The organism is Dapis brunnea BLCC-M229 (assembly GCF_050015995.1).
In the GTDB taxonomy this organism is placed as follows: domain Bacteria; phylum Cyanobacteriota; class Cyanobacteriia; order Cyanobacteriales; family Microcoleaceae; genus Trichodesmium.
The window spans coordinates 1-23,611 of record NZ_JBNHEP010000171.1 but is presented as its reverse complement, the minus strand read 5'-3'; the positions used below and the strand labels follow the sequence as shown (position 1 = coordinate 23,611).

At 34.4% G+C, this 23,611-nt stretch carries 14 protein-coding genes and 1 pseudogene; 12 read left to right on the top strand and 3 right to left on the bottom strand.

The features are described 5' to 3' along the window. The first annotated feature begins 14 nt into the window (after window positions 1-14). From hpsE to ACP6PM_RS19575, 12 genes and pseudogenes are all read left to right on the top strand, one after another. Window positions 15-980 (top strand): hormogonium polysaccharide biosynthesis glycosyltransferase HpsE, encoded by a 966-nt coding sequence (hpsE, locus tag ACP6PM_RS19630; RefSeq protein WP_426587578.1) that lies wholly within the window; start codon window positions 15-17, stop codon window positions 978-980. A 95-nt stretch (window positions 981-1,075) separates the two neighbouring features. Beyond that, complete coding sequence (locus ACP6PM_RS19625; RefSeq protein WP_426587576.1) at window positions 1,076-1,960, top strand: phytanoyl-CoA dioxygenase family protein; 885 nt, start codon at window positions 1,076-1,078, stop codon at window positions 1,958-1,960. A 94-nt stretch (window positions 1,961-2,054) separates the two neighbouring features. Then, window positions 2,055-3,716, top strand: a complete 1,662-nt coding sequence (locus ACP6PM_RS19620; protein ID WP_426587574.1) for an alkaline phosphatase family protein — start codon at window positions 2,055-2,057, stop codon at window positions 3,714-3,716. A gap of 159 nt (window positions 3,717-3,875) precedes the next feature. After that, window positions 3,876-4,808, top strand: coding sequence for a sulfotransferase domain-containing protein (locus tag ACP6PM_RS19615; RefSeq protein WP_426587572.1), 933 nt, complete (start codon window positions 3,876-3,878; stop codon window positions 4,806-4,808). Window positions 4,809-4,880: 72 nt separating this feature from the next. Then, the gene (locus ACP6PM_RS19610) at window positions 4,881-5,642 is read left to right on the top strand and encodes an acyltransferase (protein WP_426587570.1); all 762 of its coding nucleotides are present in this window, start codon (window positions 4,881-4,883) and stop codon (window positions 5,640-5,642) included. Between the two features lie 23 nt (window positions 5,643-5,665). Continuing rightward, window positions 5,666-6,952, top strand: coding sequence for a glycosyltransferase (locus ACP6PM_RS19605; RefSeq protein WP_426587569.1), 1,287 nt, complete (start codon window positions 5,666-5,668; stop codon window positions 6,950-6,952). Between the two features lie 242 nt (window positions 6,953-7,194). Then, window positions 7,195-8,232, top strand: coding sequence for a glycosyltransferase (locus ACP6PM_RS19600; protein WP_426587567.1), 1,038 nt, complete (start codon window positions 7,195-7,197; stop codon window positions 8,230-8,232). A 1,251-nt stretch (window positions 8,233-9,483) separates the two neighbouring features. After that, window positions 9,484-11,133, top strand: coding sequence for an alkaline phosphatase family protein (locus ACP6PM_RS19595; protein WP_426587565.1), 1,650 nt, complete (start codon window positions 9,484-9,486; stop codon window positions 11,131-11,133). 403 nt (window positions 11,134-11,536) lie between these two features. Continuing rightward, window positions 11,537-11,689, top strand: a pseudogene (locus ACP6PM_RS19590) (IS630-like element ISMae26 family transposase); the annotation flags it as partial. A 201-nt stretch (window positions 11,690-11,890) separates the two neighbouring features. Further along, window positions 11,891-13,462 carry a glycosyltransferase family 39 protein gene (locus ACP6PM_RS19585; protein WP_426587563.1) on the top strand — a complete coding sequence of 524 codons (1,572 nt, stop codon included), beginning with the start codon at window positions 11,891-11,893 and terminating at the stop codon, window positions 13,460-13,462. A 1,041-nt stretch (window positions 13,463-14,503) separates the two neighbouring features. Then, on the top strand, window positions 14,504-14,677 hold the full coding sequence (locus tag ACP6PM_RS19580; RefSeq protein ID WP_426587561.1) for a hypothetical protein: 174 nt from the start codon (window positions 14,504-14,506) through the stop codon (window positions 14,675-14,677). A 323-nt stretch (window positions 14,678-15,000) separates the two neighbouring features. Next, a complete protein-coding gene (locus tag ACP6PM_RS19575; RefSeq protein ID WP_293095061.1) occupies window positions 15,001-15,333 on the top strand; it encodes a hypothetical protein in 333 nt (110 codons plus the stop codon). A gap of 758 nt (window positions 15,334-16,091) precedes the next feature. Here ACP6PM_RS19575 and ACP6PM_RS19570 read toward each other — a convergent pair. The 3 genes from ACP6PM_RS19570 to ACP6PM_RS19560 all read right to left on the bottom strand — a co-directional run bounded on the left by ACP6PM_RS19570 (window position 16,092) and on the right by ACP6PM_RS19560 (window position 23,063). Further along, window positions 16,092-17,237, bottom strand: coding sequence for a hypothetical protein (locus tag ACP6PM_RS19570; protein WP_426587559.1), 1,146 nt, complete (start codon window positions 17,235-17,237; stop codon window positions 16,092-16,094). 961 nt (window positions 17,238-18,198) lie between these two features. After that, window positions 18,199-19,572, bottom strand: coding sequence for an MBOAT family O-acyltransferase (locus ACP6PM_RS19565; RefSeq protein ID WP_426587557.1), 1,374 nt, complete (start codon window positions 19,570-19,572; stop codon window positions 18,199-18,201). Window positions 19,573-20,264: 692 nt separating this feature from the next. Then, window positions 20,265-23,063 carry a Calx-beta domain-containing protein gene (locus tag ACP6PM_RS19560; RefSeq protein WP_426587555.1) on the bottom strand — a complete coding sequence of 933 codons (2,799 nt, stop codon included), beginning with the start codon at window positions 23,061-23,063 and terminating at the stop codon, window positions 20,265-20,267. Window positions 23,064-23,611 lie beyond the last annotated feature (548 nt).

Below are 23,611 nucleotides of genomic sequence, written 5' to 3'. Positions count from 1 at the left end.
TATCAAAAGTCTCTATGAAACAGGTGCAGTTTACGGTGGCTATCCCTACTTATAATGGGGAAAAACGTTTGCCAAAAGTTCTGGATAAATTGCGAGAGCAAATTAATACTGAACATTTTTATTGGGAAATTATTGTTGTTGATAATAACAGTAAAGATAATACAGCAGCAGTAGTTCAAGATTACCAAAAAAATTGGTCGGAAGCTTATGATTTAAGATATTGTTTTGAAGCTGAACAAGGATTAGCTTTTGCTAGACAGAAGGCTATCGAAGAAGCAAAAGGAGAATTAATCGGTTTCATAGATGATGATGTTTTTGCAGCCCCTGACTGGGTATCTATGGCATATAAATTTGCTCAAGAACATCCCAAAGCGGGAGCTTATGGTGGTCAAATTCATGGTAATTTTGAAGTAGAACCTCCTAAAAATTTTGAGAGAATTAAGGTATTTCTGGCAATTAGAGAAAGGGGTTCAAAGCCTCATTTGTATAACCCAGAAAAATTAATTATGCCACCAGGAGCTGCTTTAGTTGTTCGGAAACAGGCTTGGTGTGAAAATGTTCCTAGTCGCTTGGCGTTAATAGGTAGAGTTAACGGTTCTACATTAGCGGGAGAAGATTTTGAGACATTACTATATATACACAAAGCTGGTTGGGAAATTTGGTATAACCCTACCATGGAAGCCTATCATCAAATACCAAAACGAAGGTTAGAAAAAGATTACTTAATTCCTTTAGTTAGAGGTTGTGGTTTATGTATTTGTCAACTGCGAATGAGGAATATAAAAACTTGGTATCAACCTATTGTCATGTCTAAAATATTATTAGGTAGTCTCCGCCGAGTTATCAAACATTTGATTGAGTACCGTGGACAAGTGAAAACTGATTTGATAGCTGCCTGTGAATTGGAATTTTTCATAAGTAGTTTCCTGAGTCCTTTTTTTTACTTAAAAATGAGAGCAAATAAGATGTTTTTACAATAAATATCTTAACTAAAAAGGTAAAATAACTCCTAATTAGTATTTAACGACCTAGTTTAATAAAATTTAATTGGAAATTTTGAGAATAAATTAACAATATGCTACTAAAAATAAAGAAAAAGTTTACTGACATAAGTTCTGATTTCAACTATCAAGCTGAAACTTTTAAATATGCTAGAAACCTTCCTTATTTATCTAGTTACGATCAAGAAATTGTTCGTCAATTAAAGCAAGAAGGTATATTTATTACCTCTCTAAAAGAATTTGATACTTCTTTAAATTCAAAACTCATGGAAGGAGCCAGAAAATTATTACCTAGTCTCCAAACAATTTCTTCTGAAGCAACTAACAATAAAAATATTAGAGCTGCGGGAAGTCATTGTATTTATGGTAGCTCTACTATTATCGCTAGAGATTACCCAGAAATATTCATGTGGGGTTTAGAAGAGAGAATATTTAACATACTTGAGAATTATTATAGCGTTCCTGTTCGTTGTATAGGTATCAATTTTCGTAGAGATATTGCCAATGAAAAACAAACTGGTACAAGGTTTTGGCATCTAGATGGAGAAGACCGTAAGGTTGTAAAAATTTGTATTTACTTGAATGATGTCGATGAAAATGGAGGTCCTTTTGAATATATTCCTAAGTCTTTAACGCCATCATACCGTTCATTTAAAGATATTAATTATAAGATTGTGGATGAAGAAATGGAAAAAATTGTTCCATCTTCAAAATGGAAGTCATGTCAAGGTTCTGCGGGAACAATTATCATTGCTGATAATGCCAAAATTTTTCATCATGGAAAAATACCTTTAAAAGACCGATACACTCTTTTTTATGTATATGTTTCTCACAACCCTAAAAAACCTGCTATGTGTAAACATTCTAGCTGGCGAGAGGGATTACCAATATTATTACCAAATCTATCTATAGAGCAAAAAGAACGGATTTGGAACTACCAAGATATTGTAGTGAATTAAACCATACCATGGTTAATCACAACAAGCGAACAAATTGTATCATTAAAGTTCAAAAAAAAATTACAGTTTTTAAATAGGTAAGTAAATATATATTATGAAAAACAAAGTAATTGCAATTGGGTTAGATGCTGGCGACCCAGTATTAATAGAAAAATGGATGTCTCAGGGATATCTAAAAAATCTGCAACGCCTTAAACAACAGGGAGCTTATGGGCGTTTAACTAACATGAATTACTACAAAGCTGAAACCCCCTGGACAACATTTTTAACAGGTTGCTTGCCAGAAAAAACAGGATATTGGGCACCTTTTAAATTTTATGAAGGTACCTACAATGCTGAAGATGTTCAAGCTTATGACTTTGCAGAATATTCACCCTTTTACGCTTTGGGAAATGACTATCGAGTAGCTGTATTTGATATGCCTCAGTCTGCACTATCAGAAACAGCTAACGGTCCACAAATTTTAGCTTGGGGTGCTCATTCTCCTCAAACTCCCAGTCATTCTTTGCCTAAATCTCTACTCAGTAACGTTAATAACAGCTATGGCAAACATCCAGCTCTACATCGAGACCATGGAGATTGGTGGGATGAAACTTATCTGACTCGTTTACGGAAAACCTTAAAAGCTGGGATTGAAAAACGAGTATCTATATGTCGAGATTGGTTGCAGCAGGAAAGATGGGATTTGTTTTTAACCATTTTCGGCGAGACTCATTCAGCAGGTCACGATTTTTGGTATTTGAGTCAACCAGACCATCCATTATATTCCTACAAGCGGGGAGATATTGCTGCTAGTGACCCAATGTTGGAAATTTTTGAAGAAGTAGATGGAGCGATTGGGAAAATTTTGGCAGATGTTCCAGATGATACTCATTTAGTTGTGTTTGCAGCTCATGGTAGTGGCAATAATACTACTGATGTCTCTAGTATGTGTCTGTTGCCGGAGTTTCTCTACCGTTTTAATTTCCCAGGTAAGGTAATGATGGCTCCTGGAAAAGTTGGGACTCCTGTGCCACCAATGGTACTTTTTCCTAAGCGCAAAACTTGGACGGGGGAAATTTGGCAGCGTAAGTATGACCCCAATCCTGTAAAAGCATTTCTCCGCAGTCAACTTCCTACTAAGTTTCATCAATATTTAGACCGAATTTTTGGAGCGCCAAAAGAAGATTTAATTTCTCCAGAAGAATTACGAAAGCAGGGACATCCTATATTCTGGCAACCGACAATGTGGTACAGTCCATTTTGGCCGAAAATGAAGGCTTTTGCTATTCCTAGTTTTTCTGAGGGGTATATTCGGATTAATTTGGAAGGAAGAGAACCTTCTGGAATTGTTTCGGCAGATGAATATGATGCTTTGTGTGAGGAGTTGACTCAGGAATTGCATCAATTGAAGAATCCGCGGACTGGAGAGTTTGTTGTGAAGAAAGTGGTGCGGACTCGGGAGGATGTGGGCGATCGCAATCCCAAGTTACCTGATGCGGATTTAGTTGTTATTTGGGCAGAAGAACCAGCGGATGTGGTAGATCATCCGAAATTTGGCAGAATTGGCCCAGTGCCTTATCGTCGAACTGGCAGTCATCGGGGAAGGGGATTTTTGACTGTTGTTGGGCCTGGTATTGAGGCTGGTTCTAGTTTGCCAGAGGGTCATGGAGTGGATTTGCCTGCAACTATTTTAAATTTGATGGGTGTGCCAATTCCAGAATATATGGATGGTAAACCTTTGGTGGAAACGTTAGTTCCCAGTTTAACCAAGTAGCAATAATAGAGGCAGACTTTCTTTGAGAGTAAGTTACTCAAGAAAGTTCTGCTTCCTGGTTTTATGGTATTAGTCGATTTTGGATCGGCTTTTCGGTCTTGTATATAATTTGATAAACTATTGTAATAGTTGTCAACTAATACCTAATAGAGTGCATTAATGCTACACAAACCTAATTTTTTGTTGATTGGGGCAGCAAAAGCAGGAACTACTTCATTAACTAACTATTTAAAGCAACATCCTGAGATTTTTATTTGTCCGAAAAGAGAGCCTAATTTTTTTGGTTTTGTAGGAGAATATTGTCATAGTGATGGAGAAGCAGATCAAGGCGGAAAGGAACGTTATGAGTTTTTAAGAAAACTTTCTATTGATGATATTCAAGCTTATCATTCACAATTTGAAAAGGTTAAAGATGAAAAGGCAATAGGTGAAGCATCGCCTCTTTATCTTTATAATTCTAGAACTCCTCAACGTATATATGAATATAGGAGTGATATAAAAATAATTGCAATCCTCAGAAATCCAGTTGATAGGGCTTTTTCCCACTTCGTCTATTCTAGAGCTAGAGGAAAAGAAACACTCTCTAATTTTTTTGATGCAATTAAGGAAGAAGAAATCGAGGTAAAAAATATCTGGTATGGAAGTAGACATTATGTTCGTCTTGGCTTTTATTATTCCCAGTTAGAACCTTATTTTCAACTATTTAAGCCTAGCCAGATTAGAATCTATCTTTACAAAGATTTAGCTGACAATTCAAGTAAAGTGATGCAGAATATTTTCCAATTTTTGGAAGTAGATGATAGTTTTTTAGTAAATACTTCGGTTAGACATAATGAATCTTTAATGCCTAAAAATAGAGTGTTACATAATCTTCTGACCAATCAAAGTAAATTTAAAAAATTAATGAAAAAATTACTGCCAGAAAAAATTATTAATGGGGCAAAAAGTATCAGAAATAAAAATCTTGAGAAGGTCAAAGTAGATTTTCCTGTAGAAGCTAGAAACTATTTAATTTCAATTTACAAAGAAGATATTTTGAAGCTACAGAGTTTGATTAATTGCGACCTTTCCCATTGGTTGGAAAATAGCTAAGTTTAGACTGATTCATAATAATTTTTTCCTACTATAACCCCATCTATTAATATTGATTAAATCTGAATTAGTATGTCTCCTGAAAAACATAAATTTGAAAAAAAGAATTTGCAAAAAGCTGTAGTTTCAAAGTTAATTAGTTATTTAGAAGCTATAGTTGTTCCCTTGCTAGAAGGGATACCATTTTTAATCGGCAGAGTGTTACGCAGACTGATATATCGGATTTTTTTTGCAGAATTAGGTGCTTCAGCTTGCATCCGAACTGATGTGGAATTTGTAGGCACTGAACGTATCAAAATTGGAAAGTTGATTAGTTTACACCGAGGAGTTAGGATGAGATGCCTGATTAAAAATAGTAGTATTAATATTGGGGATAAAGTTACTCTTGATAAGGGAGTAGATATTAAAGCTAATTATCAAGAAATTGAGATTGGAGACTACAGTTATATTGGTCCTTATGCCTGTCTTTCTGGTGGTAGTATTAAGATAGGTAAAAATTGTTTGATTGCATCACATTCAGGTATTTATGCTAACAATCATACCTTTGCAGATCCCCTAGTTAATATTAGGGAACAAAAAAGTAGTTTTAAGGGTATTGTGATTGAAGAAGATTGTTGGTTGGGTAGTGGTGTTAGGGTAGTAGATGGAGTAAAAATTGGTAAAGGTAGTGTGATTGGAGCAGGAGCAGTGGTGACCAAAGATATTCCTCCTTATTCTGTAGCAGTTGGTGTACCTGCCAAGGTTATTTCTAAACGAGATAAAACTGATAAAAATGCAGTAGAAATGAAAAATAGTATGCTAAAAACTGATACTCATACTACTACTACAGTATAGAAATATTGTTAAGGAGATATGTTATGAGTTCTAATCAGAAAAAGCCTCGAATTTGTATAGCTCTACCAGGAATTAATTACTATAAATCTACTGCTTATGTACTTAATACGGAGCCATTACTTACCTACTTAGAGAAAGATTTTGAAGTTACTGTCGTATTTAGAAAAACTGTTGAAAAACCTGTTTTAGGTTATAGATTTTTAACTATCCTGGATGTAAATAAAATTACTGAAAAAGAAAAACAACAGACTGATGCTAATTTTAGTGCTACAGGATTATTTGGTGCATTAAAATACATGAATATATTAAATAAATTTGTTCATAAAAATAGAAAACAATTTGATTTAGTAATAGAAAAGCAGTGGTCATTAGTGGGTTGCTTATCTACAGCATTTCAACGTTATAATGTGCCAGGAATATTTATAGTAGAAGCAGAATTTTATACAACTGGAAAGGCTAAGTTTGATTGGAAAAAAAATCCTGTCAAACAAGCTTCAACTATGATATTTAAGCAATTATTGCCGCATTTAAGGGAGAAATGGATTCAGAAATCAAATGGGATTATTGTCGAAACTGAACAAATGAAATCTTTTTTGATAGAGAATAGTTTGGCTAACTCTAGTAAAAAAATATATCCGATTCCTAATGGTATAAATCCAGAGATTTTCTTTCCACGCGATCGCCAGTCTTGCAGAGAAAAATTAGGTATTAGTCAGGAAGATTTAATCTTAACTTATGTGGGTTCTTTAAATCGTTTTATTCAAGAACCAGGTCCAATTATTGAAGCATTAGGTAATGTTAAACCACCAAATGTTTTCATGCACATAATTGGTGATGGAAAGAAACAAAAAGAGCTAGAAAAACTTGCTGAGAAATATGGAGCAGCAGTGAAATTTCATGGCAGACTTAGCCAACAAGAAGCATCCCTATATATGGGATCTGCTAATATTTGTGTAGCACCCTATAATCGGAGTTTATTTCCTGGAGGCAATTTTACCAGTGCGAGTTTAAAAGTCTGTGAATATTTAGCTTGTGGTCGTCTAGTTATTTCTATTCCTTGTGAGAGAATGGAACATTTATTAGATGGTGGTGGGTATGGTTTTTTGGTAGAAAATAATCGAGAAAGTTATCAAGAGTTTTTTCAAAAATTACCCGATATAAGGGAGATTTTAGAAAAAGAAAATAACTTGATTCGTGACTTAAATAATTCTACATTGAAAAACAAGGAAATTGTAATGACATGGAAGGATATAGCTGAAATGTACAAAATCGTAATTGAAGAAAATCTTTCATTAATGGATAATGGATAATTACTTCTGGTGAAAACCGTGAGGGAATTGAATGTAAGGAATATTATTTCTTTTCTCTTGGTCGATTGGATATGGTTAGGTAGCCCATAATCCAATCCTACGGAATGCTCCTCAAACGACCACTTTTTTCCCTTGAAAGGGGAGGCTAATAAAGCTGAATTATTTAATTAATAATTATTAATTGTTAATTAAAAAGCTGTTTGCGTAGCATTCCGCAGGATGAGCTGACCGCTAATAGCTGAATGCTTACTAAAATCTGGCAAAAGTGGATTGATTTTTTCAAACAGAAATATGAGCAAAAAATTATGGATAACGAAACTAAAACTATTCCTAAAAATGAATCAGAAAACCTCTCTAATCCTCAAATATCTGTAGCAGTCTGTACTTACAATAGAGCAGATCGCTTAGTATCAGCCTTAGATGGTTTGATTACTCAATCCTTACCTACTGAAAAATTTGAGATTATATTAGTTGATAATGCTTCTACAGATAACACTAAAGAAGTATGTATCAGATATCAGGAAAAATTATCCAACCTATATTATATATATGAGCCAGTTCAAGGTTTATCAAGAGCGCGAAATACAGCTCTTGATCGTGCTCGGGGAAAATATATTTCTTACTTAGATGATGATGCTATTCCCTGTGAAATTTGGCTAGGAGAAATTTTACAAACATTCGAGACAGTAAAACCAATGCCAATAGGAATTGGCGGACCTATTTATCCCTTATGGGAAATGGGAGAACCAGAGTGGATGCAGCCAGAAATGGATTTTTTATTTAGTATTATTGATTATGGCAAAGAATCTCACTGGTTGAAGTTTCCTAAATTTCCTTTTGGAGCTAATATGAGTTATCAACGGGAAGCTATTTTAAAAGCAGGAGGATTTGATGAAAGTTTGGGGCGTAAAGGTGGAAGTTTACTCTCTTGTGAAGAATATTTACTGAATAAAACTCTGACAAAACAAGGGGGAAGATTTTATTACAATTCACAAGCTTCTGTACAACATTGGATTCCTAAACAAAGAACCGATCCTAATTGGTTAATCCGTAGAAGTTATTGGCAAGGTCGTTCGGAAGGAGTCGTCGATAAAATAGTAGGAAAATCTCTAAAACGACAATGGTGGGATAGTTTTGGCAAAGTAATAAATCTGAAACGAATTTTAGATTTATGGTCTTCAGAAAGTAAAGTCAATATATCTGCACAAGCTTGGCGATCGCGATGTTGGGGTTACTTTTTTCAAGTTTGGTTTCATCATACACTTCCAAGTAAAAAATAATTAATAATTAATAATTAGGGTTTGCTGAAAAAGTCTTATGGGTGAGGGTAGGAGTCAGGAGTCAGGAGTCAGGAGTCAGGAGGAATGTGGAATTTAGAGGAGGGAGGCAGAAAAATCATCCCTTGATTTTTCAGCAAGAGCGTCAACCCAAAATCCTAACTTTTTGAGATCCCAAAATGCGAAAACCTTGTACTTTTTCAAGACCTAAAAAGTCTAAAACCTTTATCTGCCAATGCTTTTAGATTTAATCAGCAAGCCCTAATTAATTATTCCCTCTTATTAAAAAGAAGAGAATTGGTTGATAGGAACTTTTTTTATTCCTGAAAAGAAAGACTTTAAGCCTTAATTTTTCGGTAAGCATTCAGCGGTCAGCTAGCCTCCTGCGGAGGAACTGAGTTAACAGCTATTAGCCATCAATTATTAACTTATTGTCTTGGAAGAAGGAATTAGTTCCCCAGGAAAATTAAAAGTTATTAAGAAAAAGGTCATTTGCTAACTTTAGTAGTTGCTGAATTTTTTCAAATGCTGAATCCTAATAGCTAAATGCTTACAAAACTCCAAGGTAAAAATAGGCAACTAAGTATTGTATACTTTTACAAATACTTTACTTGAAAATATACCACAAAATATATTTTTCTCCTATAATAATTTAAAGATAGAACTAAATATTGGTAGATTGAGCAGAATAATAATTTCTAAGTTCAAAATCAAACCAAAACAATAAGTAAATACCAAGCAATATGATGATACTATTCCCACACATCAATTGATTGAAAATATTATTTAGATGAATAACCAAGATGTGAATAAATATAGCGGTTTTCAGTCTGGTGAGGTACATTAACGATCCCCCATTATCCCCCTATCTAAGGCTATCCCTGATAAGGAACTCCTGAAACCCTTGTAGGAGGGTGGGGAGAGGGGGAAGAGGGGGGAGTCAGAATCTTAGGGTGGATTTATCAAAAAAATGTCTAATTCAATACACTATTTCTGAGAAAAAAGCTGATTCAAGACTTAATCATAACTGACTGCCTTTGTCAAGTTTTATGTTAACAAAGATGTTTATAAAGCATAGCTTGAGAAGGGGGGTTGGGGGTGTATCTCCAGCACTGTACCTCACAAAGGGTGAGAAATGCTATATAACCTCAATAAATATTGCCAAGTATTAGCTAAAAAGTTTAGTTTTGCTAATGAACTTAATTAATTATATATATCGCTCAACTTACTTACTGTACTTAACAAATAAAAACTATGAAAAACCCAGTAATTGCCCTAGGATTAGATGCTGCTGACCCAGTTTTAATAGACAAATGGATATCTCAAGGATATCTACAAAATCTCAAAACTCTCCGAGAGCAAGGAGCTTATGGCAGACTAACTCATCTTGAATATTACAAAGCTGAGACACCATGGACGACATTTTTGACAGGTTGCTTGCCAGAAAAAACAGGATATTGGGCACCTTTAAAATATTATGAAGGTACATACAATGCCGAATATGTTCAAGCCTACGACTTTGAGGAATATCAGCCATTCTATGGTTTGGGAGATGACTACCGAGTAGCCGTTTTCGATATGCCCCAATCTGTTTTATCTGAGAAAGTTAACGGTTTACAAGTATTAGCTTGGGGCGCTCATTCTCCCCAAACTCCCTCTCATTCCCGCCCTGTATCGCTTTTCAAAGATATAATTAAGGAGTATGGAGAACACCCTGCACTTCATAAAGATCATGGAGATTGGTGGGACAAAGGTTATATTAATCGTCTTAAGGAAGCACTGCAAATAGGTATCAAACGTCGCTCTACAATTTGCAGAGATTGGTTGAAACAGGAAAAATGGAATCTATTTCTAACAATATTTGGGGAAACTCACTCAGCAGGACATGATTTTTGGTATTTGAGTCAAGAGGATCATCCACTCTATTCCCAGAAACAGGAAATAGGCGACCCTATGCTAGAAACTTTTGAAAGTGTAGACCGCGCCATTGGTGAAATTTTAGCTGAAGCTCCAGAAGATGCTTACTTGGTAGTATTTGCAGCTCATGGTAGTGACAATAATACAACAGATGTTCCCAGTATGTTGTTATTGCCAGAGTTCCTCTATCGGTATAGTTTTCCTGGAAAATTTTTACTGCCTCAAGGAAAATCAGGAGCAGTTGTTCCCCCACCAGTAACATCTCCCCAACGGATGAACTGGCAAGAAGAAATTTGGCGAGAAATGTATCATCCTAATCCGATCAAACCGTTGTTGAGAAGGTGGGGATCGAATAATTTTAATAGTCAGCTAGACCGAGTGGTAAGGAAGTTGCAAGGTAAGGAAGATTCCTTACTCTCTCGTTTTAGTCGTCCGAGGGGACCTTTAGTGTGGCAACCTGTAATGTGGTATCAAGAATTGTGGCCACAAATGAAAGCCTTTGCTTTGCCTAGTTTTTCGGAAGGGTATATTCGGATTAATCTAGAAGGTCGCGAACCAGGAGGTATTGTTGCGCCATCCGAATATAATGCAGTGTGTCAAGATTTGACAGAACAACTTTATGAACTTAAGAACCCCCGCACCGGAGAGTCGGTGGTGAAAAATGTGGTGCATACTCGCCAGTCAGCAAGCGATCGCGACCCTAAGTTACCTGATGCAGATTTGGTTGTAGTTTGGAAAGACCAACCTGCTGATGTCATTGATAGTTCTAAGTTTGGTAGAATTGGGCCTGTTCCTTATCGTCGGACTGGTAGTCACCGTTCGCGGGGGTTTTTAACAGTTAAAGGTCCTGGTATTGAAGTGGGTTCGACTTTGCCAGAAGGCCGAGCTGTGGATTTGCCTCCGACAATTCTGGAGTTAATGGGCGCACCAATTCCAGAATATATGGATGGTAAGCCATTAGTGAAAGTATCAATTCCAGTGAGTTGATAGTAACTATCGACTTTATGGGAGTCAAAGATTTAAAACTTAGGCATTGAGTGTGAAATTCTGAGGTTTCTTGATAAGACTAATGAATGTGCGGAATTACTTCCGCACACAGCCTTTCGATCGAAAAATACTAATTATTAAAAGTAATGCAATACTTTAGCTATACTTCAATAGTCAAATAGTTACCAAGATTTTTTGTCTGTTTTTGACAATTATTAGTCGGTCAGTAATTATTTTCCTACTTTTAACCTCTGCACCCACTCCCAGACTTCCCACGCTTCTCCACCGAATCAAATATAGCAATATTTTTGATAAATGGTATAAGGTACACTCAAGAAAGTCAAAAATAAAAACTGATTTGGCTGAAAACTTTAACTTACCGATCCTGAATTTTCTTAAACGTGAAAACTTTTGGTCAAAGGTTAAAGCTCCAAACAGAAAAGTTAAAGCAAGAAACTATAAAGATTTAATTGATGCCATTATCTCAGCTATGTTAAAAGTTAGCCAAAAAGATATTCGCAACTGGTTTACCCATTGTTGTTACTGTACTTCATAGCTATGGGAATTGCTATCGTTGTAGAATTAAATTCCTGTGCTGATTTTGTAAACCTATAATAAAAATCCTCTGTCAAGATCGCAACAAAAATAACAAATTACAGAAGAAATTTGTCAGCCTAATATGAAGATTTATAACTCTGTACTGCCAAAAATCAATATAGAATAAAATCATAACAAAAATGTATCCTAGTTAAGAATTATGTCTACTAAATTAGAAAGGAAGAGTAGCTTACAAGCTAACTGGCTACAATTTACTTTTGTTATGATCCTGGTTCTGGGAATATTTTTGAGATTTGTAAATTTAGACAAAAAAGTTTACTGGACGGATGAAACTTTAACATCACTAAGGATTTCTGGATATACAGGGGTAGAAGTCGTCGATCAATTATTTGATGGTCGTAAAATTAATGTTGAGGAATTACAAAAGTATCAACGTATTAATCCAGAAGTTAGCTTCACTGAAACGGTGAAAAATTTAGCAATAGGAAACCCTCATCATCCACCACTTTTTTACATAATGGAGCGATTTTGGGTGCAATGGTTTGGTAGTTCGGTAACAGTAACTCGAAGTTTATCAGCTATCCTCAGCCTCTTAGTTTTTCCTTCTGTTTATTGGCTATGTAGAGAATTATTTCAGAAACCGATATTTGGATGGGTGGCTATAGCTATATTTGCTATTTCACCTTTCCATATTTTATATGCGCAAGAAGCACGACAATATAGTTTATGGACGGCAACAATTTTATTATCAAGTGCTGCACTATTAAGAGCATTAAGAATTAACGATAGAAAAAGCTGGGCAATCTACACTGCGAGTACGATCTTCAATTTATATACTTTTTTGTTCTCTATTTTAGTGGTAGTTGCACATGGTATTTACGTTGGAATCGTAGAATGTTTACGAGTTACTAATAAAGTCAAAGCTTTTATTGTATCTTGTTTGCTAATTATGCTTGGTTTTTTTCCCTGGTTAATTGTAGTAGTAGGTCAATTAAATAAAATTAATAAAGCCACAGATTGGTCAGCTATACCAGTTGGATATTCTTTCTTAATCAAAGCTTGGATTTTACATTTAGTTCGTCTATTTTTTGATATAGAATTTAGCTGGAAAAATCCTCTAACTTATTTAAGTATACCCATTTTAGTATTGGTAGTCTATTCAATTTATTTTCTATGTCGTAAAACTCCTCAAAAGACATGGCTATTTATTCTTACATTAATTTGTATAAGTTTTCTACCTATTGTATTAGCCGATTTATTTTTTGGAGGTCGTCGTTCTAGTATAAGTAGATATTTAGTACCCTATTTTATCGGAATTCAACTAGCAGTTAGTTATTTACTGGGTGTAAAAATTGGTAACTTATCAGAGAGTTTACAGCAAAGAAAAGTTTGGCAAATTATTACAGTTTCAATCATCTCTCTAGGAATTTTTTCTTCTGTCATAATTTCACAAGCAGAGGTTTGGTGGAATAAATATACAAGTGTTCATCATCCCTATATAGCTGATATAGTTAATCGAGATATCGAACCAATTTTAGTTAATTTTAGAGGTAGTTTAGGTTACGCTCTTTCTCTAAGTTACTTGCTAGATTCTAAAGTTCAGTTAAGATTATATCGTAATCCTGACGCGAACTACTTGCCTGATGAATCTAAAAATTTATTTTTGTTGTATCCCTCTAGTTCATTATTAAAAAAATTAGAGCAGGAAGAAAAATACAAAATACAGTTAGTTTATAAACCAGCAAAATTCTGGAAACTAGAAAAGAATTGAATGTTCCCTAAGTTTTAAGGAATTACAAAACTATCAACTTGTTAATTTGAAAGTTAACTTTATTCTACCTAAGTTTTTATAATCATAAGTGAAAGTTAATGAAAGACTACAGTTTATTGCTAGAGAGGATTTTACCATGGAAATTAAAACATTACTTCGTAAATTCAGAAGATTAAATATTATAACCACTGAGAGACTGTTTGTAAAGGAAATATAAAAAGGATATAGGGAACAGGGAACAGGGAACAGGGAATAGGGAATAGGTATGGAGGGAGGAAGAAATCAAGACAACTATTTGTAAGTTAAAAATCTGGGAATATATGTACCTTTAAACCTCTGGTATCTAGGAAATTTCAATCTCTTGAAGTACTACCGCTTTTAGATTTTAGTCATTATTTGCTCTGTTAAGACTTATTTTACAAACAGTCTCTGATGCAGTTCTAGAAAAAGGTTTAATTAAGAGTCACGATCGATATCAAAAATTCTTAGTTGTATCGAGGGGGAGAAGTGGTTCTAATTTTTTTATGAATCTTTTACCGAAAAATTGTGGTCTAAAGCCTCCCGTGTTAAGGGTATAAAAAGCGGTCGTTTGCGGAGCATGACCTAGGATGAGATGGATAGGTTACCTAACCATATCCAGTCTCCCTTGAGAAAAGAGAATATTCCTCATTTCAAGCCTCCTTATTGCAGAGGTACTGTTAACTGATAACTGATAAATGAAATGATAATCTCATTCTCATATTAGAGGTTTTGGAGAGGTATTTCCTAAACAGAAAAATAGAATTTACTGGGGTTATCCAGGTTGTGTCGGAAAAGATATTATTAGCATGAAAAATAGTTTACCAACCCAATTTTTAGATAAGGTAGTGTTTAGAGAATATCCTAAATATGTTAGTGCAGTAGGATTCAAGTTACTCCATAATCAACCAACAATTGAATTACTTAAAATCTATAAAAGATTTAAAGGTCATTCACTTAAAACGTAAAAATTACCTAGGCTCATACATTTCCCTAATTTCAGCATCAAGAAGTGGTTCTTGGATGAATACAAAAAATGTCAAATCTCAAAAATACGATCCGTTAATTGAAATAAATTATGAGGATTGTATAAAAGAATTTGAAAAAATTCAAAATTCGGAAAAGGAGTATGATGAATTATTTGTCGAGCATCCGGTTTATCAAGTAAACTATGAAGAACTGACAAAAAATTTATGATAATCACTTAAACACATTCAAGATTTTCTAGACGTTCCACAGAAAACCTGATAATCAAATACCATAAAACAGTCCAACATACCGCTTCTTCAAAATATCGCCAATTATGAAGAATTAAAAGATAAATGTAGTGGTAGTCATTGGAGTAGTTTTTTTGAGTAAGGAACGGAAATTAATTTTATTAATCTTGATTAGGTAGTTATATAGAAGTAGCGCTATTGGTCAGTAAATTTATTTTTCTGTTATACCAGTGCAGTTATTGACTCTCAGTAAGTAATTTTATTCTCTATTGTCAAAAACTCTTCAAGATATGATATTGTGACATGAGCGAAACAATGCTGTATAAATATGAAAATCATTCTAATCCAGCAATAGCTGAGATAGTTAATCAAGCAACTAATCCAGTGATAATAATTGATGCAAGAATTGGTCATATAATTTCTCTGAGTTATTTAATGGAACCGAAAGTAAAATTTCAGCTAGTCCGTAAACAAAATATTCCTAATATTTCTAAAATTAGCGATAATTTTACGGAAGTATTTTTATTCAGTCCTTCCAAAGAATTACTTTTTGGCATTAAGCAGTCTGAAAAAGTAGAACGGCTTGATCGAGAACGTAGTCAATCTTTGTGGAAACTGATAAGAGCATCTAATTAGGGTTTCGTGAAAAAGTCTTATGGTTAAGGGTAGAATTGAGAATTTATAATTGAGAGGAGTTAGGAGGAATAATTATCCCTTAATTTTTCTATTCTTATCTACTCAAAATCCTAACTTTTTTAGCTTCCTAAACTAAAAATATTGCACCTTTTTTTTACTCTAAAAATGCTTAAATATTTTTATAATTTATAATTGAGAGGAGTTAGGAGGAATAATTATCCCTTAATTTTTCTATCCTTATCTACTCAAAACCCTAACTTTTTTAGCTTCCTAGACTAAAAACATTGCACCTTTTTTTTACTCTAAAAATGCTTAAATATTTTTATAATTTATAATTGAGAGGAGTTAGGAGGAATAATTATCCCTTAATTTTTCTATCCTTATCTACTCAAAACCCTAACTTTTTTAGCTTCCTAGACTAAAAACATTGCACCTTTTTTTTACTCTAAAAATGCTTAAATATTTTTATAATTTATAATTGAGAGGAGTTAGGAGGAATAATTATCCCTTAATTTTTCTATCCTTATCTACTCAAAACCCTAACTTTTTTAGCTTCCTAGACTAAAAACATTGCACCTTTTTTTTACTCTAAAAAGACTCAAATATTTACAGATAAGGGATTTGAAAGTTAATCAGCAAGCCCTAATTAAAATTTTAATCAAGTAAATCACTAATCATTAAACATTTCCAGAAAAGATGGATTAGGCAGTAGGCATTAGGGAGAAATAATTGATTTTATTTTTTATTATTAGGGATGTTTATTCTTCTATCTCTTCCGGCTTTAATTTTTCTACTAACTGCACAATATCAGGATTATTATTTCCCCAAATTTCCTGTCGGTCACGAATTTTCTGGAGATGAGATTCAATATTTGATTCTGTAATTAAAACCCCAAAATCTTTGGGAACTATTTCATTTTGATAATCAAATAAACGATTCATAACTAAATCTCCTACTTCCTTACGATAATGAGAACTATCCCAATAGTTTTTCATATTCTTAGTAATGGGTTCTGTAGTGATGGTGTTATAACCAGAAAAATCCCAGACTGGTGTAATTTTAACTATTTCTCGTTTCCAATCTTCAAAAGCAGACCATAATCCTACAGTCTGAATACTTTCCCATTGACTAGCATGGGATGGAGAAATAAAAATTTTTAGGTCTATATTTTTTTTTTGACAAGTTTCAACAATGTCTTTTAAATCATTTAAAAATTCTGTGGAAAGTTGATATTTTTTATAATATCCTTCTCCTCTCATTAACCCACTAAGCATACCTTTAAATTTTTTTGGTATTGGTTCATTGGGTTTGTTTTGATAAACATAACGTAAACCATCAGGATGATAAAGATAGTAAGCATCAGACTTAACACTTGCTTTTATTGTTTCTTGGCTCGCATCTAGAGCATCAAGAGAAAAACTAACATTCACAAAATCTTGGGGAATTAAACTTGTTTTTTCTAAGCGTTTTTCGTTAAAGTCTGCTTCATTAACTTTGTATTTATTGAACATAAAAAAATCTATACCTATGACAACTGTTTTTAATTCTGGTTGATTTTTTAAAGCGTGTTCAAAATAGCGCTTAACTTCATAAATATTCGGCCCGACTAAAGCTAAGTTATAAGCAGGTTGTTTATTTTTAAAAGCTGGATGTTTTGGGTCTAAACCTAAGTCTGACCTGGAAGAACCTAATAATAAAGTTTTTGGCTGAATTCGAGTCACATCGACTGCTTTAAATAGCCTCACACTAATGATTTTTTTTATTTTGAGTAACTCCAAACCAAATAAATTTTGGTTGTTCATTACTCCATAGGGATCTACGGCTAAATTAAACAAACCAAAAGATAATAAACCAGGAAATACAAGCCCAAGAAAAGTCAGATTGAATTGACGATATTTTTTCATATTTGCACCTTGATTAGGGTTTGCTGAAAAGTCTCTATTGATCTTTGTCGTAGTCAGTAAACATCTCCAGAAAAGAGGTGACAGGGAACAGGGGGGAGTAATTGATAATTTATGAATAAAAATTGATTTTATTTTTCATTTTTGGAGAAGTCTATTAGTCAATAGTCAGTAGTCAGGAGAAATTGTGGATTACAGAAGATGTAGTCGGAGCAATTGTCCCTCAATTTTTCCACTGTTGTTTGCTCACCCATCCTCACTTTTTGAGCTATTGATAGCCAAAAGGTGGCACTTTTTTAGCATATGAAAAGGCTTGAGCCTTTATTTATCAATGCTTTGATATTTAATCAGCCAGCCCTAATTAAACACTATAGCGCTACCCATTAAGGTATTTGACATTTCTAAATCCTGAAACCCTTTGACAGTTTACCGAATAATTAATAATTAAATAATTAAATAATTCAGGTTGAAAGTCTCCCCAATAAAGGGGAAAAAGCGGTAGAGAGATGCTGAGGAAACCTAACCATATCCAATCACAAACGCGAGAAATAAATTTTTTCCTTTTAGTCAATCCTCTCCCTAAAAGCTATGCTTTATAAACATCTTTCTTAACATAAAACTTAGACATTAGAAAAAGGTTATGTTTATTACCATTCAATGAATATGATATAGCATTTCTCAAATTGGTGAGATACACAAATTTTCGATTTTAGGCAACAGCGAATAGGGAATAAGGAATAGAAAAAAATACTGTACCTCATTAATATGAGAACTGCTATAGGAGAGTAAACCTATTTAATTAGAGGCTAAACTCCCCCCACCTCCCCATCTCCCCACCCCCCCATCTCCCTATCATCAAAGGATTTTAGGAGTTCCTTATCAGGGATAGCCCTAAAAGGGAGAGGTAATTATCCATTATCAATCATCCATTAATGAATATTCCCTATTCCCTAGCGCTATAAAATTAAAATTGGAAGTAAAGAAATTCAGAAACACGATTTAGAGAAAGTAAACAAGCAATAGCTAAACCACTAATCCACAGACTCCACCACCAACTAGGTTTAAACTTTTGCATAATTTCCTGAGTATTTGGTGTGAGAGTAGCGATAAAAAATACTGAGATTAACACTATGAAACTAAATTTATAATTCTCCGGTAAATAAGGAAATGCTCGCCAACTTTCAAACTTTACACCTAATCCACTCAACCAAAATAAAACGCTCTTAAAATCATTAACCAAAACAATACCTTTTATTCCCAACATTGCCTGCCAAATAGCGACAGCATCATTAATATTAGTAGCTCGAAAAACCACCCAACTAAAAATAACTGCCAGAAAAGTTATTACCCAACCAAAAAAAGCTGGTAATTTAATTCCTAATTTCCGCCACCCGTGATTAATCATCAGATAAGTACCTTGCATACCACCCCAAATTATATAAGTCCAACCTGCACCATGCCATAAACCACCTAATAACATAGTCATCAATAAATTAGCATAGCGACGCACTTCTCCTCTACGACTACCACCAAGAGGAATATAAAGATAATCCCGCAAAAAATTAGAGAGAGTAATATGCCATCTGCGCCAAAAATCAATGATAGAAACTGCTTTATAGGGAGAATTAAAATTAATTGGTAAATTCAGATTAAACATCCACCCTAAACCAATAGCCATATCTGAATAGCCAGAAAAATCAAAATATAGTTGAAATGTATAACTTAAAGCTCCTATCCAAGCTTCCAGAAAAGTGACATTATTGGCATTATTAAATACTCCTGCTACCCAAGGAGATACATTATCTGCTATTAATACTTTTTTTGCTAATCCTAGAGTAAATAAAGCTATACCCATTGCCACATTTTTGTGAGAAAAAACAAAAACTTTGAGTTGTTTTAACTGAGGGATAAGTTCGTCATGTCGAAGAATTGGTCCAGCAATTAATTGAGGAAAAAATACGACGAATAAACTATAAGAAAGTAAGTCATATTTGTAATCTTTAGTTTCTCCTTGATAAGCATCAACCAAGTAAGCAATTTGAGTAAAACTGTAAAATGAAATTGCTAAGGGCAAGAAAATTTTAGGTACTGCTAAATTTGCCTGGAATATTTCATTTAGGGAACTGATGAAAAATCCTGCATATTTGTAATAACCTAATATTCCTAAATTGAAACAAATACCTGCCCACATTAAAATTTTTGCTGGTTTGCTTCCTGGTGGAGAAGATTTGATATATTCACCAAAATAATAGTTACCTAAAACAGAAATTATTAATAGAGGTAAATAACCAATTTTCCAGTAACCATAGAAAAATAGTGAGGTAAGTAATAACCACACTGTTGCACCCCTAACTATCCGGAATTTACTTAAGCAAAAAAAGATAGCGAGAGTAATTGGTAGAAAGCAAAAGATGAATTCGTATGAATTGAATAACAAGGTTGATTATTGTTCTGTAGTTAAAGGCCAAAAGCTAGGTTCATTAATTTATAATGGATAATTTTTATAATGGATAATGAATAATTATTTAAAGTTGAAAATTTTTGTACTATTGAAAAACTTTCACCCTTTTTATATCTAAGAGAAATAGTTTACTTTTTGTCCAAAGTTTAGCAAGCTAATTCATTATCAATTATTCATTTCAAATTAACCCTAGCTTAAGAAAATATTTTATACTAAATTCAAAAAAGGTTGCGACAGTAAAAAAGGTAGTAGGGGCAAACGGCCGTTTGCCCCTACAGATGGCGTATGATTTAATATTTTGCGTAAGCTCCGATTATATCAGATAGAATCCGCTTACTTTATATTCAATTCCGTTGCGGTTTTAACCAGAAGTAATTATCCATTATCCATTATCAATTAATGAACTGTTCCCTTTCTCCACAATAAATCACTAGACATCTCCAGAAAAGAGGAAACAGGGAACAGGGAACAGGGAACAGGAAGAAATAATTGATAATTTCTGGATAAGAATTGATTTGATTTTTGATTTTTGGAGATGTCTACTATATATACAGGACTACCAGAAGATTTTAGACAGTTGTGAAATGAGCAGAAGTAATATCATTTGCGATCGCTCCTTCAACTACAGCCAAAACTTCATTAGTGGAGGTAACTCTAATTATAGTGTTTGCACCTGCATTTTGAATTGTTAATTCATTGAAAGTTAAACCACCAGATAGTCCAAATAGATCGTTACCAAATCCAAAGTCTGTAACAACGTCAGTTCCATCTCCTTTACTGTAGACAAATAAATCATCACCAGCACCACCAGTAAGGGTGTCATCACCAGCACCACCAGTAAGTTCGTTAGCACCATTGTTCCCTGTGAGTTCGTCATTGCCATCAGAACCAATTAAATTTTCCACATTGATTAGAGTGTCTTCAGCAACAACCGTATTCAGGATCGCATCTTCCCAAACCTCTGCTAATTTATCATAACCACTAGATTTCAGGTGGATACCATCAGAAGTAAAGTCACTGGAAATTAGTGGAGCATTAAAGATATCTACAAAACTGACATTTTGACCAGCATTTGCCTTTGGTTGCACAATTTCGCTTTCAATGCGCCCACTAAACTCAGAAGTTATAGCCTTATGGGTAGAATTTGAAGTATTCGGTATCAGAGAAGCAACCAGTACATGGGTATCAGGTGCAGCAGTAACCATTCTCTCCACAAGTTCTTCTAGGTCAGCGATCGCCGTATCTGCATCATCACCTTGGAGAATGTCATTAGTACCTGCCAATAGTAAAACCATATTTGGGTTATAAGTTCCCAAAGTATCTTCAATAGTTGTGTATGTTGCCACTGATGGGCTATTGAAACCTTGAAATTGAGTGACAGTGTTATCTATAAGGTGATTAATAGTAAAAGCACCACGACCTTCATGGTCTTTATCAATATCAGAAGGACCACTAAACGCTGTACCAACAAAATCTAAATTGTACCCAGCACCATTTAAAGACCTCCATAATTCCCTGCGATACGCACCAGAACTAGAATTATTAGGGTATCCACGAGTGTTGGAGTTACCTAGAGGTAGAATTTTAAAATCTTCAGACCAAGTTTCAAACTTGCGACTGACATTACCAGTGTTAAGGTTAGCAATAACTCCACTGGTTTGGTTGTTGGCATAACTAACTGTATCATTACCGTCATTACCATTGTAGATATTGTTGCCAGAACCCCCAAATAAACTGTCATCTCCCCCAGCTCCATTGAGAGTATCATCGCCACCAAAACCATTAATATAGTTATTTTGTTTGTCTCCTGTTAAAATTTCTCCTGCTTCGGTACCATCAAATGTAGTTGGGTTTTCATTATCAACAATAGTTAATACTGCTGTATCCTGAGTACTAATAGTTGCCCCATCTGTGGGATTTGATAAAGTTAAATTAATAGTTTCATCTCCCTCTGTTTGAGTATCATTAACAATGGGAATATTCACAGTTTTCTCTGTTTCCCCATCAGCAAAGTTAACGACTATAGAAGTATTATCATAATCATCAGGGGCTGTTGCTGTACCATTGCTGGGGGTGAGTGTGACACTGACTTCTCCATAACTACCGTCGCTACGAGTTACTGTTACTGCTGCAGTAGTTGTACCATCTTCATTGATACTGTAAGTGGTGTCGCTCAAGGATAATGTGCCTGATACTGGATCTGGTGCTGTAACAGGGATAAATTCAATGTAATCAAATCTTCCCCACTCTCCTGCTTCTCTTTCTCCATTGAGGGTGATGTTTTCTCCATTATTAATCTGTAAACTTGTAGCAATAGTTCGCTCTACAAAATTTCGACGACTTACCGAGCCATGACCCAGATTTTTATCTAACACCCAGGAATCAATAGTATCATTGCCAATTTCTACCGAAACAGGAGATTTACCATCATTCTCATCATAGTAACCTACTACTACATCGTATGTACCTGTAGCTCCTGTAAACTGAGTGGTAGCACTACCTTGTGTATTGCCTGAATTCCACAAAGAGACTACTGCATCACCTGAAGCTACACTTCTGGATTCAGATATGTAGCCAGTTATAGTCATGTCTTCTGCTTCTAGGCGAAATGGTGATGGTGGTACTTCATTATCTACCACTGTTAAGACTGCTGTATCTTGAGTACCAAGAGTTGCTCCACCTGTGGGGTTTGATAAAGCTAAATTAATAGTTTCATTTCCCTCTGTTTGAGTATCATCAATAATGGGAATATTCACAGTTTTCTCTGTTTCCCCATTAGCAAAGTTAACGACTATAGAAGTATTATCATAATCATCAGGGGCTGTTGCTGTACCATTACTGGGGATAAGTGTGACGCTGACTTCTCCAATACTACCATTGCTGCGAGCTACTGTTACTGCTGCTTGAGTACCATCTTCGTTCACACTATAACTGGCATTACTCAGGGATAATATACCTGGTCCAACTGGGATAAATTCTACATAATCTACTCTAGCCCATTCTGCACTTTCTGCTGTGCCTGTGATAGTAATGTTTTCTCCATTTGATATCTCTAACCCTGTAAATACTGTTCGTTCTACTTTATTACTGTTGCTGACTCCACCACTGCCTAAGTTTTGGTTTAGAGTCCATTGATCTTGTGCTATTCCTATTTCTATAGAGATTTGACCTTGGCCATCATTCTCATCATAGTAACCTACTACTACATCGTATGCACCTGTAGCTCCTGTAAACTGAGTTGTAGCACTACCTTGTGTGTTGCCTGAATTCCACAGAGAGACTACTGCATTACCTGAAGCTATACTCCTCGATTCAGATATGTAGCCAGTTAGAGTGATGTCTTCTGCTTCTAAACGAATGTTTGTCATATTTAATTTATTCTGTTGTTGAATTTGTCAGTAAATTTTCTAGTAGTAGTTAGACATTTTCTAAGAGAAAAAATAGCTGTTTTTGTAGCATTCCACAGGAAATATTAGTCTAGGCAAAGGAATTAAATGGATGGGATCAAAATAGCTGTTTTCGCAGGAAGACCTAGGAAAACGCTTGAGAGTTAAGAATTTATACCTTTTTGAACTAAAACTATCTACCTATATATTTAAGACTATTTTATGAGTCTGTTTTGTTGAAGTCCCACTAGAAAACTTTAGTAGATTTTATATAGATTTCCTGGTTGCTTAATTTAATTATCACTATTTTTGCTTAAAGTTTTGGTAAAGTTATACAGAAAATTTATGAAGTTTTGATGAAGTTTGAAAGAATACATTGTTATAGGTATTACTTTCAGAGACTGTTTGTAAAGGAAATATAAAAATGAAGATAGGGAACACTTAACACTTAACTGGGAACAGGTAACAGGTATGGAGGTATGGAGGGAGGAAGAAGTCAAGACAACTATTTGTCAGTTAAAAATCTAGGA